This is a genomic window from Streptomyces sp. NPDC006134, from assembly GCF_040628835.1.
Classification (GTDB): Bacteria; Actinomycetota; Actinomycetes; order Streptomycetales; family Streptomycetaceae; genus Streptomyces.
Genome location: NZ_JBEXTV010000003.1, coordinates 181,128 through 196,431, shown reverse-complemented (window position 1 = coordinate 196,431; position 15,304 = coordinate 181,128). Strand labels below are relative to the sequence as shown.

Here is a 15,304-nt window from a genome sequence, read left to right as displayed (position 1 = left end):
GAGCCGCCGCCCAGAAGGAGCCGTGCCGTGACCGTCAGCGAGCCCGTGACCCGACCCGTCCCCGTCCCGCCGCTCGCCGCGCGGGCCCGCGCGATCGGGGGTTCGCCCGTACGGGACATCCTGGCCGTCACCGCCCGCCCCGAGGTGATCAACTTCGCGGGTGGGCTGCCGGCGCCGGAACTGTTCGACGCGGAGGGTATCGCCGCCGCGTACCGGGCGGTCCTCACCGAGGAGCCCGCGCGGGCGCTGCAGTACTCCACCACCGAGGGCGAGCCGGCGCTGCGGGCCGCGCTCGCCGCCCGTATCACCGCCCGGGGTCTGCCCACCGGCCCCGACGACCTGCTCGTCACCACCGGCTCCCAGCAGGCGCTGTCCCTGCTCGCCGCCGCGCTGCTCGAACCCGGCGACACGGTCCTGGTCGAGGAGCCGTGCTACCTGGCGGCGCTCCAGGTCTTCGGTTTCGCGGGCGCCCGGGTGGTGCCCGTGCCCGGCGACGGGGAGGGCCTCGACCCGGCGGCGCTGGAGGAGCTGGTGCGGCGCGAACGCCCCAAGCTGCTCTACACCGTGCCCACCTTCCAGAACCCCACCGGCCGCACCCTGCCCGCCGGCCGCCGCGCCGCCGTCGCCGAGGTCGCCGCCCGGTGCGGGCTGTGGATCGTCGAGGACGACCCGTACGGCGAACTGCGCTTCGAGGGGGAGCCGGTGCCGTGGATCGCCTCCCGCGACGCCGCCCGCGACCGGACCGTGCTGCTCGGCTCCTTCTCCAAGGTGATGGCCCCGGGGATGCGGCTCGGCTGGCTGCGCGCGCCCGCCGCGCTGCGCCGCGCCTGCGTGGTGGCCAAGCAGGCCGCCGACCTGCACACCCCCACCGTCAACCAGCTCGCCGCCGCCCGCTACCTGGCCGACCGGGACCTGGACGCCCATGTCGCGCGGGTCGCGGGCGTGTACCGCGTCCACCGGGACGCCATGCTCGCGGGGCTGGCGGAGTCCCTTCCCGAGGGTTCCGTCTGGAACCGGCCCGAGGGCGGCATGTTCCTGTGGGTCCGCCTCCCGGAGCGGTACGACACCACCGCGCTGCTCCCGGCGGTGGTCCGGCACCACGTGGCGTACGTGCCCGGGGCTCCCTTCCACGCCGGTGAGCCGGACCGCTCGACGCTGCGGCTGTGCTTCGTGACGCAGACGCCGCAGGAGATCGCGGAGGGGCTGCGGAGGCTGGGGGCGGGGCTGCGGGAAGGGCTGCGGGAGGCCGGCCGGGGGTCCGGGCCGTCGGCCCGGGAAGAGAAGGACCGGCAGGTCTAGGACCGGGGGCGTAGGGCCGGCGGCGGGGAGCGGTTCCGGCTGCGGGCCGCGGACGGGGCGGGGCGGGCTTCCGTACGGTGAGGGCATGCCTGAGACCGTGCAGACCACGCCGTTCGACCTCGACACCTACCTCAAGCGGATCGGCTGGGAGGGAGAGCGGCACGCCGGCCCGGAGACGCTGCGGGAGGTGCACCTCGCCCACATCCGGTCCATCCCGTTCGAGAACCTCGACGCCGTCGGCGGCAAGGCGCCCTCCCTCGGCCTCGCCGACCTGACGTCCAAGCTGCTCCACGGCCGGCGCGGCGGCTACTGCTACGAGCACAACACGCTGTTCGCCGCCGCGCTGGAGGCGCTGGGCTTCGGCGTCACCCGCCTGGCCGCGCGGGTCGTCGTGGGCGCCGACCGGATGGAGAGCCGCCCGCGCACCCACATGGCGCTGCTGACCGAGGTCCCGGGCGAGGCGCGGCCGTACCTCGCCGACGTCGGCTTCGGCGCGCCCGGCTCGCTGCTGGAACCGGTGCCGCTGACCGCCGGCACCGAGTTCCACGGCGCCGGGCGCCGCCACCGCCTGGTGCACGCGCCGCGCCGGGGCCCGCTGGAGACGTGGGTGCTGGAGGCGTACCGGGCGGCCGAGGACGACTGGCAGGCGCAGTACGCGTTCACCCTGGAGCCCTTCGAGCACGCCGACTTCGAGGTCGCCAACTGGTTCATCGCCACCAGCCCGCGCTCCCCCTTCAGCCGCCGCCCCTATGCCCAGCGCACCGCCGCGGACCGGCATCTCCTCCTCGACGGCCGCCTCCTGACGGAGATCCGCGCCGACGGGACCGTGACCGAGCGGGAGCTGACGCGGGAGGCGGAGATCCGGCGGGTGCTGGACGAGGACTTCGGCATCACGGTGCCGGAGGGGGTGACGCTGCTGACGTGACCGCGCGGACGGCCGGCCGGGAGGGAAGGATGTGAAATCTGTGCCCTCCTGCGTTTCGCGGGACGATCTCCGGGACATGCCTCTGTCGATTACTCATACATATGTTCGAGCTCTTTCAAAAAAGCTCGACTTCACAGAGGGGGGAGACATCCGTGCGCACCCGCACAGGATGGAGACGCGCCCTGCTCGGCGCGCTGGCGAGCCTGACCGCGACGGCCGGTCTGACGGCGGCCCTCGCCGCGCCCGCCGAGGCGGCCGGCGGCACACCGGTGGCCGTGACGAAGTACAGCCACACCAGCGGGGCCGGTGACTACATCGGCCAGGGCGGCAGCACCGCTCTCACACCCGCGACGGCGACCATCACGGCCGGCGGCGACGCCGCGTACGTCCGCTTCCGGGTCCGGACCGACGACACCTGGTGGGACGTCGACCTCGCCGCCCCGGCGGGGGAGAAGCTCCGCCCCGGCGTCTACCGGAACGCCGAGCGGGCGGCCTTCCGCACCGGCCGCTCCCCGGGCCTGGACGTGACCGGCGACGGGCGGGGCTGCAACGAGGTCTACGGCCAGTTCTCGGTGAACCAGATCGAGACGGACGCCTCCGGCGCGATCACCGTGCTGGATGCCGCCTACACCCAGCGCTGCGAGAGCGCCGACGCGCCCGCCCTCAAGGGTGTGGTCAAGTTCCACGCGTTCCCGCTGGGCTACTCCTACACCAGCGACGCCGGCGACTACATCGGCCAGGGGCTCACCCAGAACCACACCGGCGCCACCAGCACCTTCTCGCTGAGCCGGTACGGCGACGGCGTCCAGTACGGCGTCTCCGGCAAGCGGGAGTACTGGACGGCCCTGCTCACCCCGCCCACCGGCGAGCAGTTCGAGGCCGGCCGCACGTACAAGGCGGAGCGCAGCCACGGAGCGGGCGTCGCCGGGCTCGACGTCTTCGGCAACGGGCGCGGCTGCAACCAGGTCACCGGCGAACTGACCGTCACCCGGCTGGCCCGCGGCGACGACGGCGCGATCGAGGCGTTCGCGGCGACGTTCACCCAGCACTGCGAGGGCGGCGAGCCCGCGCTGCGCGGCACGGTCCACTACTACGCCTGACCGTTCAGGCTGCTGCGCCCGGCCGTCCCGGCGGCCGGGCGCACACGCACGACGCCCCCGGTGGCCGAGGTGGCCGCCGGGGGCGTCGTCGCAGGTCCGCTCCGCGGTGGGGTCACAGACGCTCGGGCGTGCGGATGCCCAGCAGCGCCATGCCCTGGTGCAGGGTGCGGGCCGTGGTGTCGCACAGGAACAGGCGGTTCTCCACCCGCTCGGACGTCTCGGCCTTCAGCACCGGGCACTTGTCGTAGAAGGACGTGTACAGGGACGCCAGCTGGTACAGGTACGCGGCCAGCTTGTGCGGGGCGTACTCCGCCGCGGCCTCCGCGACCGTCTCCGCGAAGGCGTCGATGTGCAGGCCCAGGGCGCGCTCGGCCTCGTGCAGGGCCAGCTCCGGGTGGGCCTGCGGGCGGGCCTCGCCGGCCTTGCGCAGGATGGACTGGATCCGGGCGTAGGCGTACTGGAGGTAGACGGAGGTGTCGCCGTTGAGGGAGACCATCTGGTCCAGGTCGAACTTGTAGTCGCGGTTCGCCGACGTCGACAGGTCCGCGTACTTCACCGCGCCGATGCCCACCTGGGTGCCCCGCTCGGCGATCTCCTCCTCGGACAGGTCCTGCGCCTTCTCCCGGACCACCGCGGAGGCGCGCTCGACCGCCTCGTCCAGCAGGTCCACCAGCTTCACCGTCTCGCCCTCACGGGTCTTGAACGGCTTGCCGTCCTTGCCGAGGACGGTGCCGAAGGCGAGCTGGTGCGCCTTGACGTCGTCGTTCAGCCAGCCGGCCCGGCGGGCGGTCTCGAAGACCATCTTGAAGTGCAGCGACTGGCGGGCGTCGACGACGTACAGGAGCGTGTCGGCCTTGAGGTGGAAGACGCGGTCGCGGATCGCGGACAGGTCGGTGGCCGCGTAGCCGTAGCCGCCGTCGGACTTCTGCACGATCAGCGGGACCGGCTTGCCGTCCGGGCCCTTGACGTCGTCGAAGAAGACGCACAGGGCGCCCTCGGAGCGGACCGCGACGCCCGACTCCTCCAGGAGACGGCAGGTCTCGGCCAGCATGTCGTTGTAACCGGACTCGCCGACGATGTCCTCGTCGCGGATCTCCATGTCCAGCTTCTCGAAGACGGAGAAGAAGTAGATCTTCGACTCGTCGACGAACTTCTGCCACATGGCGAGCGTGTGCGGATCGCCGGCCTGGAGGTCGACCACCCGGCGGCGGGCGCGCGTCTTGAACTCCTCGTCGGAGTCGAACAGCTTGCGCGCGGCCTTGTAGAGGCGGTCCAGGTTGGACATCGCCTCCTCGCCGCTGACCCGGGTGTCCTTGTGGTCCAGCTCGTGCGGGTGCTCGTCCAGGTACTGGATGAGCATGCCGAACTGGGTGCCCCAGTCGCCGATGTGGTGGCGGCGGACCACGTTCTCGCCGGTGAACTCCAGGAGCTGGACCACCGAGTCGCCGATCACCGCGGAGCGCAGGTGGCCGACGTGCATCTCCTTGGCCACGTTGGGCTGGGCGTAGTCGATCACCGTGGTGCCGGGGTGCTCCGCGCGCGGCACGCCGAGGCGGCCCTCGGGGTCGGCGGCGCGGGCCGCGAGGTTCTCGGTGATCGCCCGGTCGGTGACCGTGATGTTGAGGAAGCCGGGGCCGGAGACCTCGACGTCCTGGATCACGTCGCCGGTGACCACGCGGGAGACGACCTGGCCGGCCAGCTCGCGCGGGTTGGCCTTGGCCTTCTTCGCCAGGGCGAGGATGCCGTTGGCCTGGTAGTCGGCCCGGTCGCTTCGTCGCAGCAGCGGGTCCGCGCCGGCGGCCTCGGGCAGGGAGGCGGCGAGGGCGGAGGCGAGGTGCTGCTGGACGGAGTCGCTGAGGGACGTGACCGGGGCCATAGGTAAGGGTGCCGTTCTCCTCGTGGGATGGATAGACACGGCCAGTATCCCATGGGGGAAAAGCCGGGGGGCAAAGCCGTTTTCCCGGTCGCGGGGGCGTCTGGGAGGATGGGGAGGTCAGGGCTTCAGAGGGCCAGGACTTCCGCCCTCCCCGAGTTCCGAGAACCAACGAGAATCAAGAGGACGTGCCGATCGTGGCTCAGAGCACCGAGACCACCGACTGGGTCTCCCGTTACGCGGATGAGGTCATCGCCGAGTCGGAGCGCCGGGCCCCGGGCAAACCGGTCGTCGTCGCGTCCGGGCTCTCCCCCTCTGGGCCCATCCACCTGGGGAACCTGCGCGAGGTCATGACCCCGCACCTGGTCGCCGACGAGATCCGGCGCCGCGGGTACCGGGTGCGCCACCTGATCTCCTGGGACGACTACGACCGGTACCGCAAGGTCCCGGCGGGCGTCGCCGGCGTCGACGAGAGCTGGGCCGAGCACATCGGCAAGCCGCTCACCTCCGTCCCGGCGCCGAAGGGCTCGCCCCACCCGAACTGGGCCGAGCACTTCAAGGCCGCGATGATCGACTCGCTGGCCGAGCTGGGCGTCGAGTTCGACGGGATCAGCCAGACCGAGCAGTACACCTCGGGCGTGTACCGGGAGCAGATCCTGCACGCCATGCGGCACCGCGGCGACATCGACGCCGTGCTCGCCCAGTACCGGACCAAGAAGGCCCCGGAGAAGAAGTCGCAGAAGCCCCTCGACGAGGCCGAGCTGGAGGCCGCCGAGGGCTCGGGCGCCGCGTCCGAGGACGACGGCTCCTCCGGCTCCGCCGGGTACTTCCCGTACAAGCCGTACTGCGGCAACTGCGAGAAGGACTTCACCACCGTCACCGCCTACGACGACGACTCCACCGAGATGACGTACGCCTGCACCGCGTGCGGCTTCTCCGAGACGGTCCGCCTGAGCGAGTTCAACCGCGGCAAGCTGGTCTGGAAGGTCGACTGGCCGATGCGCTGGGCCTACGAGGGCGTGATCTTCGAGCCGAGCGGCGTGGACCACTCCTCGCCGGGGTCGTCGTTCCAGGTCGGCGGGCAGATCGTCGGGATCTTCGGCGGCAGGCAGCCGATCGGCCCGATGTACGCCTTCGTCGGCATCAGCGGCATGGCGAAGATGTCGTCCTCGCGCGGCGGCGTGCCCACCCCGGCCGACGCGCTGAAGATCATGGAGCCGCAGCTCCTGCGCTGGCTGTACGCCCGCCGCAAGCCCAACCAGTCCTTCAAGGTCGCCTTCGACCAGGAGATCCAGCGGCTCTACGACGAGTGGGACCGCCTGGAGGCCAAGGTCGCCGACGGCACCGCCCTGCCCGCCGACGCCGCCGCGCACACGCGTGCCGTGCGCACGGCCGCCGGTGAGCTGCCGCGCACGCCGCGTCCGCTGCCGTACCGGACCCTGGCCTCCGTCGCCGACATCACCGCCGGCCACGAGGACCAGGCGCTGCGCATCCTCAGCGAGCTGGACCCGTCCCGTCCGCTGGGCTCGCTGGACGAGGCCCGGCCGCGGTACGACAAGGCCGAGGCGTGGATCAACACCCACGTCCCCGCCGACCAGCGGACCATCGTCCGCGAGGAGCCCGACACCGAGCTGCTGAAGTCGCTCGACGACCAGGGCCGGGAGTCGGTCCGGCTGCTGCTGGACGGCCTCGCCGGCCACTGGTCGCTGGACGGGCTGACCCACCTCGTCTACGGCGTGCCCAAGGTCCAGGCCGGGTTCTCCGCCGACGCCACGCCCAAGGAGCTGCCGCCGGAGATCAAGACCGCCCAGCGGTCCTTCTTCGCGCTGCTGTACCACCTGCTCGTCGGCCGTGACACGGGCCCGCGCCTGCCCACGCTGCTGCTGGCCGTGGGGCAGGACCGCGTGCGCCGGCTGCTCGGGGAGTAACCGGGAGCGACGGCGAAGGGGGCGCCCGGTGTCCGCCGGGCGCCCCCTTCGCCGTACCCGCCGCCGGTCAGGCGATGTGGTTCTCCTCCAGCTCCGCGTTGAAGCGGGCGGAGAACCGGTCCACCAGGCGCTTGGTGTCGGCGTCGGTCAGGGCGATGCCGAACGTCGCCTCGATGGTGTCGCCGAACTCGCGCGGGGTCGGGAAGCTGCCGTTGATCGACTGCTTGAAGACCTGGTAGTACGCCTCGTCGTCCGGCGCGACGGCCTCGGGGGCCTGGGGCCCGGGGGCCTCGGTTCCGGGAGCCGGGGTGCCGGGGGTCCGGGTCTCGGGGGCCCGGGGGCCGGGGATCCGGACCCCGGGGGTCTGGGGCCCGGAGGGCTGGGCGCCGCCGCCCTCGCCCGGTTCGCGGGTGCGGTTCGGGCCGGCGGGGAGGGGGAAGGTGCCGGTCTCCTCCGGAGCGGGCTCCTGGAGCGGGGGCTCCTCCTCGTACTGGTCCCGGTACTCCTCGGCGTGCTTCTGCTCCTCGTACCACTGGGCGTACTGCTCGGCCGGGTCGTACGTCGGGTCGTAGCCGCCCTGGTACGCGACCTGGCGCGGGGTGTTGAACCACGGGCTCTGGTCGGGCTCGGGCTCGGTCTCGGGGGGCGCGGTCCTCGGAGCGGGGCCGGGGGCGGACTGCGGGCCCCGTCCGCCGCCGCGGCCGTCCTCCAGCTCGGGGCGCCGCCCGGCGGGCACGGCCGTCCCGGCGGGGGCCGGGTCCTGCTGCGGGGGCGGCGGGATCAGCGCCGGCTCGATGCCCGCGGCGGCCAGACCGGCGGGGGCGGTGTCGGAGAGCGGGACGCCGTAGCGGGCCAGGCGCAGCGGCATCAGGGACTCCACCGGGGCCTTCCGGCGCCAGGCGCGGCCGAAGCGGGAGTGCAGGCGGGCCTGGTAGACGAGGCGTTCCTGCTCCAGCTTGATGACCTGGTCGTAGGAGCGCAGCTCCCACAGCTTCATCCGGCGCCACAGCAGGAAGGTGGGCACCGGGGAGAGCAGCCAGCGGGTGAGGCGGACGCCCTCCATGTGCTTGTCGGCGGTGATGTCGGCGATCCGGCCGACCGCGTGCCGGGCCGCCTCGACCGCGACCACGAACAGCACCGGGATCACCGCGTGCATGCCCACGCCCAGGGGGTCCGGCCAGGCCGCCGCGCCGTTGAAGGCGATCGTCGCCGCCGTCAGCACCCAGGCCGTCTGGCGCAGCAGCGGGAAGGGGATGCGGATCCAGGTCAGCAGCAGGTCCAGGGCGAGCAGGACGCAGATGCCCGCGTCGATGCCGATGGGGAAGACGTAACTGAAGTCCCCGAAGCCCTTCTTGAGGGCCAGCTCCCGGACGGCCGCGTACGAACCGGCGAAGCCGATGCCGGCGATGATGACGGCACCGGTGACCACCACGCCGATGAGAATCCGGTGCATCCGTGTCAGCTGCAGTGGCGCGGCCACCCGTACCCCTCCCGTTGCGTGTTCTTGCGCGCAACAGAGTGGCACATGTGTTCAAGGGGACGGGTGGCCGGGAGACCGTGGTGGCCGGCCTCGGGGGCTTTATCCGGCTTCTTCCGGCGCTTCTCCGGCGCTTTCCCCGGCGCCGGGTGACGGGCCGTCAGTGCTTCTTCGCGGACGACTTGGACGGGGAGGCGTCCTCCGACGGCGAGGTGTCGTCCTTGTCGTCCGCGGCGCCCTGCGAGGCCGGGGCGCCCGTGGACGGCGAGCTGCTCGCCGTAGCGCCTCCGGCGCCGTTGGCGGCCTGCACCGCGGCCACCACCTCCTTGGCCGCCTTCCGCGCGTCCTTCATCAGGTCGTCGGCGTCCGGGGTCTCGTCGCCCGCCAGGCCCGCGCCGTTGTAGTCGAGGGTGACGACGACGTTCTCGACGCGTGCGACGACCGTCTGCTGCTTGAAGGTGCCGTCCTTCTTCTTCAGGTCGTAGCGCACGGCCGTCGCCTCGTCGCCCGTCCCGGCGGCCGGCTCCGCCTTCACCTTCTGCGCGCCCTCGGTCGCCTGCGCGTCCTGGACCTGCTTGCGGTAGTACGCGCGCGCCAGGTCGTCGCCCGCGCCACGCGTGACGTCCGACTCGAACCGCAGCAACGACACGTTCAGCCAGCGGAACTGCGAGCCCTTCACCCCGTTGTCCTCAAGGCTGCTCCAGGAGCAGTTGCCCCGGGTCCCGACGTCGCCCGACGCGCCCTCCTTGCCGGACTTGCCGGCCTCGGGCACCAGGTCGCCCAGGGTGTCCTTCGACAGTACCTTGCACGGCTCCGGCAGCTTCGCGTACGCCGCCGGCCGCACGGTCGGAGAGGGGCTCGCGGACGCCGACGCCGACGCGGTGGCCTTCGCCGCCTTGCCGCCGTCGTCACCGGAGTCCGAGCCGGAGGAGCAGCCGGCGGCGACCAGCATCACGGGGACTGCGGCCGCGCAGACAAGGACGCGGGGGAGGCGCTTCGCTCGCTGGTCTCGCTGGGCACGCTGGTCTCGCTGGGCTCGTCGCTGCATGGTTCCTTCACTCATGACGCTCGTGGTTCCTGCGGTCCGGACGGGTTCGAGGGGTCACGGTACGCGGTGGGACGGCCGGGCGGACGCGCTCGGGGAGCTTTCCGCGGGTGCCCGGGAGGGGCCGAAGGAGCGTCAACCGCTCAGCGCGTCCGCCAGCCGGGAGGCCAGTTTCCGCGCCCTGTCCTGCATTTCCCCGCTGTCCGGGACGGTGCCGACCGTCGTCGGCTGCTCCGTGTACTCGATGGTCACGATGACGTTGGACGTGCGGAACGCCACAGTCACCGTGCGCTGTTCGGCCGTCGAGCCGGAGCTCGGCTCGTCGTCGAGGAACGCCTCGTCGCCCAGGCCGTCCAGGAGACGGGGCTGGAGGTCGGCGGTCGCGCCACCGGAGGACGGGGTCGCCGAGGCGTCCCCGGAGGCCGGGGCGGAGGAGGCGGCGGACGAACCGGGCGAGGCGGGGGCGGACGAGCCGGACGAGGCGGATGCGCTCGCGGCGGCGGACGGGGTTCCGCCGGAGCCGGACGCCGGCGCCGATCCGGACGCCGATCCCGATTCCGACGCCGGCGCCGATCCGGACGGTTCGGGAAGGTCGGCCGCGTCCTCCTTCCGCGCGAAGAGCCGCTCGGCCTCGCTGTCGTCGCTGACCGCGGAGTCGTACGACACCACCCGCTCGAAGTCGACGAGCAGATGGTCCACGGCCGACGCCGACTCCACCTTCCAGCGGCAGCCGACCCTGCGGTCGGTGTCGAACGTGAGCGTCGCCTCGCCCGCGTACGCCTTCTCGCGCTGCTCCTCGTCCGCGATCTCCTTGATGCCGGGCAGGAGCGAGTCCAGCGTGCCCCGGCCGACCGCGCCGCAGGGTTCGGGGAGCGTGCGGTACTTGCCGGGCTCGGCGGCGGCCGTCGTCCGGCCGGTGCCGCCCGGGTTGGCGTCGTCGGTCGTGCCGCCGTCGCCCGAGCCGCCCGTGCAGCCGGCCAGCACCGCCGCGAGGAGGGCGGCGACGCCGGGTACGTACGCCTTCCGCTGCACGGTAGGGCTCCTCTCGACAGTGGCCCGGCCCGGTGGCCGTGGGGTCGGTCCTTCAGTGTCCCTGCTGGTTATTCGCTTGCCGCACGGGGGCGCCCCCTGGAGACAATGTGTATCGCACGCGCTGCCGTGGACGCCGGTCCGTTGTCCTTTTTCGTCGACCCTGGCGCCGGTTTTGCGCTTCGAGACTTCTGTTGGTTTTCCGGGGGAATGAGGGCGAAATGTCGTACGTGGAAATGCCGGGCGCGAAGGTGCCGATCCGCATGTGGGCCGATCCCGCCTCGGTCGAGGACGTGGCGCTGCGGCAGCTGCGGAACGTCGCGACCCTGCCGTGGATCAAGGGGCTCGCCGTGATGCCCGACGTGCACTACGGCAAGGGCGCGACGGTCGGCTCCGTCATCGCCATGCAGGGCGCGGTCTGCCCGGCGGCGGTCGGCGTCGACATCGGGTGCGGGATGTCCGCGGTGAAGACGTCCCTGACGGCGAACGACCTGCCGGGGGACCTGTCGCGGCTGCGGACGCGGATCGAGCAGGCGATCCCGGTGGGGCGGGGGATGCACGACGACCCCGTCGACCCGAGGCGGCTGCACGGGCTGGCGACGTCCGGGTGGGACGGCTTCTGGGGGCGGTTCGGCTCGGTGGCCGAGGCGGTCCGGTTCCGTGAGGAGCGGGCGGCCCGGCAGATGGGGACGCTCGGATCGGGCAACCACTTCGTCGAGGTGTGCCTGGACACCGACGGCGCCGTCTGGCTGATGCTGCACTCCGGCTCCCGCAACATCGGCAAGGAACTCGCCGAGCACCACATCGGCGTGGCGCAGAAACTCCCGCACAACCAGGGCCTGGTCGACCGCGACCTCGCCGTGTTCGTCGCGGACACCCCGCAGATGGCGGCGTACCGCAACGACCTGTTCTGGGCGCAGGAGTACGCCAAGTACAACCGCACCCTCATGATGGCGCTCCTGAAGGACGTGGTCCGCAAGGAGTTCAAGAAGGCCAGGCCGGTCTTCGAGCAGGAGATCTCCTGCCACCACAACTACGTGGCGGAGGAGCGGTACGACGGCATGGACCTGCTCGTCACCCGCAAGGGCGCGATCCGCGCGGGCTCGGGCGACTACGGGATCATCCCGGGCTCCATGGGCACGGGCTCGTACATCGTGAAGGGGCTCGGGAACGAGAAGTCCTTCAACTCGGCCTCGCACGGCGCCGGCCGGCGCATGAGCCGCAACGCCGCCAAGCGGCGCTTCACGACCCAGGACCTGGAGGAGCAGACCCGGGGCGTGGAGTGCCGCAAGGACTCCGGCGTCGTCGACGAGATCCCGGGTGCCTACAAGCCGATCGAGCAGGTCATCGACCAGCAGCGGGACCTCGTCGAGGTGGTCGCGAAGCTCAAGCAGGTCGTCTGCGTGAAGGGCTAGCCGAGCCGCTTCTCCAGCAGGGTCACCGCGTACGGGCTGCCCGTGCCGTCCGCCTTGGCGGGCTGTTCACCGACGACCGTGTAGCCCGCCTTCTCGTAGTAGGCGCGCAGGCGGGGGTTGGTGGACAGGCAGTCGAGGCGGGCGTAGGGGCGGGCGGCGGCCCGGACGCGGGACTCGGCGTGGGCGAGGAGGGCGCGGCCGGTGCCGGACGGGGCGGTGTGGGGGACCGTCATCAGGCGGTGGATGTAGCCCGCGTCCGCCGGGCGGGGGCCCCAGGCCGCCGGGTCGGTCCACCAGAGTTCGCAGGCGCCGGTGAGGTGGCCGTCGGCGTACGCCAGCCAGACCTCGCCCTCGGCGACGCGGGCGCGGAAGTGGGCCTCGTCCTTCTCGCCGGGCTTCCACTGGTCGATGCCGCGGGCCAGTTGCCACAGGGCCGCCGTGTCGCGCAGCCGGACCAGGGCGGGGGCGTCCGCGTCGGTCGCCCTGCGGTAGGTGAGGGGCGGCCGGGTGGTGGGGGCGTCGTCGAGGAGGTGGGTGCGGAGGGTTGCCGCGAGTTCCGTCGCGTTCATCGCGAGCGCCTGTTCCACATAGCCTTCGATCGAGCCGTAGCGGGACTTCAGGGCCGCGAGGAACAGGCGCATCACCGAGGCGGGGGCGCGGCCGAAGGCCGGCCAGGCGGGGGTGCGGCCGTCGTGGCGGGCGGACCACTCCGCGAGGAGGGCGGGGGCGGCCAGTTCGGTGAGGCTGAAGTCCTCGACGATCGTGGGCTCGTCGACGCCGAGCAGGCCGAGGACCAGCGCCGCCAGTTCGCCGGTGCGGTCCTTGCCCGAGGCGCAGTGGAAGACCAGGGGCGTGCGGGAGCGCGCCGACTCGGTGACCAGTTCCAGGGCGCGGCGGATCTCCTCGGTGCCGTCCTCGGCGACCTCCATGAAGCGTTCGGCGAGGTAGGGGCCGGGGTCGGTGTCGGGGCTCAACGCGGCCTGGTCGTACGGGCGGTGTTCGACGCTGAGGTTGTGGTAGGCGAAGGACGGATGCTCCGGGACGCGGCCCCGGGCGTCGATCTCCCAGGGATGGCGCAGGTCGATCACCGTGCCGACGCCGAGGGCGAGGAACCGGTCCCAGTCCGCGGTGCCGGGGGCCAGCTTGCCGAGGGAGTCGGAGCGGTACAGGCGGCCGGGCCGCACGCGCCGGCCGTCTGCCGCCGGATAGCCGCCCAGGTCGCGGAAGTTGTGCAGACCGGCGAAAGGTATGTGTCTGTCCACGCCCGCGAGCCTACGGGGCGGTCCGGCCGCCCACCGGGCTACTCGCCCCGCTTCTCCCGGTGCAGCTTGGTGTTGGATGCCTGGGCGCGCGGGCGGACCACCAGCAGGTCGATGTTGACGTGGCTGGGGCGGGTCACCGCCCAGGTGATGGTGTCGGCGACGTCGTCGGCGGTCAGCGGGTCGGGCACGCCCTCGTAGACCTTCGCCGCGCGCTCGGCGTCCCCGTCGAACCGGGTCAGCGCGAACTCCTCCGTCTTGACCAGGCCGGGCGCGACCTCGATCACCCGGACCGGGCGGCCGACGATCTCCAGGCGCAGGGTCTCGGCGAGGACGTGGGCGCCGTGCTTGGCGGCGACATAGCCCGCGCCGCCCTCGTAGGTGCCGTGCCCGGCGGTGGAGGAGACGACGACCACCGTGCCGTCGCCGCTCGCCTCCAGCTTGGGCAGCAGGGCCTGGGTGAGGTTGAGGGTGCCGATGACGTTGGTCTCGTACATCCGCCGCCAGTCGGCGGGGTCGCCGCTCTCCACCGGGTCCAGGCCGAGGGCGCCGCCCGCGTTGTTGACGAGGACGCCGACGGTCGTGAAGGCGGTGGCGAACTCGTCGACCGCCGGGCGGTCGGTGACGTCCAGCTGGTAGGCGGTGGCGGAGTGGCCGGCCGCGTTGATCTCCTCGGCCAGTGCCTCGATGCGGTCCTTGCGGCGGGCGGTCAGCACGACGCGGTACCCGGCCGCGGCGAGCTGCCGGGCGGTGGCGGCACCGATTCCGCTGCTCGCACCGGTGACGACGGCGATGCGGGACGCGGCGGGCGGGGTCATACGGCTGCTCCTCGGGCGGTGGGGGCGGTGGCGGCGGTGCGGGGCGACGGCAGGCGGTACGGGGCGGTTCCGCTCGCCAGGATAGGCGGGTGCCCCGGTGGGAGAATGAGATGGGTGATCCTCCCGATCGGAGGTGGACCATGGGAGAGGCGCGCGAGCTGATGGACCGGCTGACCGCGGCGGTCACCGGGAGCCCGGATCTGGAAGCCCTCGCCGAGCTGTACGCGCAGGACGTGGTCGCCGTCACCCCCCACGGGGAGTTGCGGGGGAGAGAGGCCGTCGTCGCGTGGTGGCGCGAGCTGACGGAGGCGGTGCCGGACGCGTCGTACGAGCCGGTGAACTCGTACGAGGCCGGTGACACGGCCATCGACGAGGGGTTCTACACCGGGCGGAACACCGGGCCGGTGCGGCTGCCGTCCGGTGAGTCGCTGCCCCCGACGAACCGGGAGTTCAAGATCCGCGGTGTCGATCTCGCCACCGTCAGGGACGGGCGGATCGCCGGCTACCGGGTCTACTTCGACCAGATGTCCTTCCTCGGCCAGCTCGGGCTGCTGCCGGAGGAGTGCTGAGCACGCGCCGCGTGGTGTCACCCGCCGCGCGGCGCCCACATGATCACCGCCATGCCGGCGAGGCAGATCAGCGCGCCGGCGATGTCCCAGCGGTCGGGCCGGTAGCCGTCGGCGAGGACGCCCCACAGGATCGATCCGGCGACGAAGACCCCGCCGTACGCGGCGAGGAGGCGGCCGAAGTGGGCGTCGGGCTGGAAGGTGGCGACGAAGCCGTACGCGCCGAGGGCGAGCACCCCGCCGGTCACCCACAGCCAGCCGCGGTGTTCCCGCACGCCCTGCCAGACCAGCCAGGCGCCGCCGATCTCGAACAGCGCGGCGACGGCGAACAGGGCGGCGGAGCGGAGGACGAGCATGCGGGCAGCTTCGCATGCCGGCTGTCGCTCGCCGTCTGCCGCCTGCTGCTCGCTGCTTGCCGCTCGTCGTCTGCCCTCTGCCGCCGGTTGTCCGGCGCCCGTCGGCGGGGCGGTGGGTGGGGGCGGTGCCCGGTCGTGTCACCTGTTGGAGGGCGCCTGGCGCCTGCTCCACGGGGGATACATGGGAGGGCGCCGGCCGCCGTGCGGTGCGGGC

General features: G+C 72.8%; 13 protein-coding genes. 6 read left to right on the top strand and 7 right to left on the bottom strand.

Going from position 1 to position 15,304, the window contains the following annotated elements; genetic code table 11:
* The first annotated feature begins 27 nt into the window (after positions 1-27).
* The 3 genes from ABZ340_RS03480 (at position 28) to ABZ340_RS03470 (ending at position 3,324) form a co-directional block, all read left to right on the top strand.
* Positions 28-1,299 carry a PLP-dependent aminotransferase family protein gene (locus ABZ340_RS03480; protein ID WP_358780054.1) on the top strand — a complete coding sequence of 424 codons (1,272 nt, stop codon included), beginning with the start codon at positions 28-30 and terminating at the stop codon, positions 1,297-1,299.
* 85 nt (positions 1,300-1,384) lie between these two features.
* On the top strand, positions 1,385-2,224 hold the full coding sequence (locus ABZ340_RS03475) for an arylamine N-acetyltransferase (RefSeq protein ID WP_358780053.1): 840 nt from the start codon (positions 1,385-1,387) through the stop codon (positions 2,222-2,224).
* Positions 2,225-2,376: 152 nt separating this feature from the next.
* Positions 2,377-3,324, top strand: coding sequence for a hypothetical protein (locus ABZ340_RS03470; RefSeq protein ID WP_358780052.1), 948 nt, complete (start codon positions 2,377-2,379; stop codon positions 3,322-3,324).
* 112 nt (positions 3,325-3,436) lie between these two features.
* Here ABZ340_RS03470 and argS read toward each other — a convergent pair whose 3' ends face one another.
* Positions 3,437-5,200: an arginine--tRNA ligase gene (gene argS, locus ABZ340_RS03465; protein ID WP_358780051.1), complete on the bottom strand. Its 1,764-nt coding sequence runs from the start codon at positions 5,198-5,200 to the stop codon at positions 3,437-3,439.
* A gap of 185 nt (positions 5,201-5,385) precedes the next feature.
* Between argS and lysS the strand changes: the two genes are divergently transcribed.
* Complete coding sequence (gene lysS / locus ABZ340_RS03460) at positions 5,386-7,125, top strand: lysine--tRNA ligase (RefSeq protein WP_358780050.1); 1,740 nt, start codon at positions 5,386-5,388, stop codon at positions 7,123-7,125.
* Between the two features lie 67 nt (positions 7,126-7,192).
* Here lysS and ABZ340_RS03455 read toward each other — a convergent pair whose 3' ends face one another.
* From ABZ340_RS03455 to ABZ340_RS03445, 3 genes are all read right to left on the bottom strand, one after another.
* The gene (locus tag ABZ340_RS03455; protein ID WP_358780049.1) at positions 7,193-8,605 is read right to left on the bottom strand and encodes a DUF2637 domain-containing protein; all 1,413 of its coding nucleotides are present in this window, start codon (positions 8,603-8,605) and stop codon (positions 7,193-7,195) included.
* Positions 8,606-8,762: 157 nt separating this feature from the next.
* Positions 8,763-9,665, bottom strand: coding sequence for a DUF3558 family protein (locus ABZ340_RS03450; RefSeq protein WP_358780048.1), 903 nt, complete (start codon positions 9,663-9,665; stop codon positions 8,763-8,765).
* Positions 9,666-9,782: 117 nt separating this feature from the next.
* On the bottom strand, positions 9,783-10,679 hold the full coding sequence (locus tag ABZ340_RS03445) for a DUF3558 domain-containing protein (protein ID WP_358780047.1): 897 nt from the start codon (positions 10,677-10,679) through the stop codon (positions 9,783-9,785).
* A 218-nt stretch (positions 10,680-10,897) separates the two neighbouring features.
* On the opposite strand from ABZ340_RS03445, the gene ABZ340_RS03440 reads away from it, so the two are divergent.
* Entirely contained in the window at positions 10,898-12,091 is a 1,194-nt protein-coding gene (locus ABZ340_RS03440) for an RtcB family protein (protein WP_358780046.1), read from the top strand.
* Here the strand turns inward: ABZ340_RS03440 and ABZ340_RS03435 are convergent.
* Both ABZ340_RS03435 and ABZ340_RS03430 read right to left on the bottom strand, forming a co-directional pair.
* Positions 12,088-13,353, bottom strand: a complete 1,266-nt coding sequence (locus tag ABZ340_RS03435; RefSeq protein WP_358780045.1) for a GNAT family N-acetyltransferase — start codon at positions 13,351-13,353, stop codon at positions 12,088-12,090. The genes ABZ340_RS03440 and ABZ340_RS03435 overlap by 4 nt on opposite strands.
* Before the next feature lie 38 nt (positions 13,354-13,391).
* On the bottom strand, positions 13,392-14,168 hold the full coding sequence (locus ABZ340_RS03430; protein ID WP_358780044.1) for an SDR family NAD(P)-dependent oxidoreductase: 777 nt from the start codon (positions 14,166-14,168) through the stop codon (positions 13,392-13,394).
* Positions 14,169-14,308: 140 nt separating this feature from the next.
* Here ABZ340_RS03430 and ABZ340_RS03425 point away from each other — a divergent pair, with 140 nt between their 5' ends.
* On the top strand, positions 14,309-14,737 hold the full coding sequence (locus tag ABZ340_RS03425; protein WP_358780043.1) for a nuclear transport factor 2 family protein: 429 nt from the start codon (positions 14,309-14,311) through the stop codon (positions 14,735-14,737).
* A gap of 17 nt (positions 14,738-14,754) precedes the next feature.
* On the opposite strand, the gene ABZ340_RS03420 is transcribed toward ABZ340_RS03425, so the two are convergent.
* Positions 14,755-15,090, bottom strand: a complete 336-nt coding sequence (locus ABZ340_RS03420) for a YnfA family protein (protein WP_358780042.1) — start codon at positions 15,088-15,090, stop codon at positions 14,755-14,757.
* Positions 15,091-15,304: the final 214 nt, after the last annotated feature.

What these genes read in the sequence shown, in the direction of transcription:
- ABZ340_RS03440 (WP_358780046.1), top strand. Translation starts at nt 10,898, where the DNA reads ATGTCGTACGTGGAAATGCCGGGCGCGAAGGTGCCGATCCGCATGTGG.
- ABZ340_RS03420 (WP_358780042.1), bottom strand. Translation starts at nt 15,090, where the DNA reads ATGCTCGTCCTCCGCTCCGCCGCCCTGTTCGCCGTCGCCGCGCTGTTC.
- ABZ340_RS03450 (WP_358780048.1), bottom strand. Translation starts at nt 9,665, where the DNA reads ATGAGTGAAGGAACCATGCAGCGACGAGCCCAGCGAGACCAGCGTGCC.
- argS (WP_358780051.1), bottom strand. Translation starts at nt 5,200, where the DNA reads ATGGCCCCGGTCACGTCCCTCAGCGACTCCGTCCAGCAGCACCTCGCC.
- ABZ340_RS03425 (WP_358780043.1), top strand. Translation starts at nt 14,309, where the DNA reads ATGGGAGAGGCGCGCGAGCTGATGGACCGGCTGACCGCGGCGGTCACC.
- ABZ340_RS03475 (WP_358780053.1), top strand. Translation starts at nt 1,385, where the DNA reads ATGCCTGAGACCGTGCAGACCACGCCGTTCGACCTCGACACCTACCTC.
- ABZ340_RS03430 (WP_358780044.1), bottom strand. Translation starts at nt 14,168, where the DNA reads ATGACCCCGCCCGCCGCGTCCCGCATCGCCGTCGTCACCGGTGCGAGC.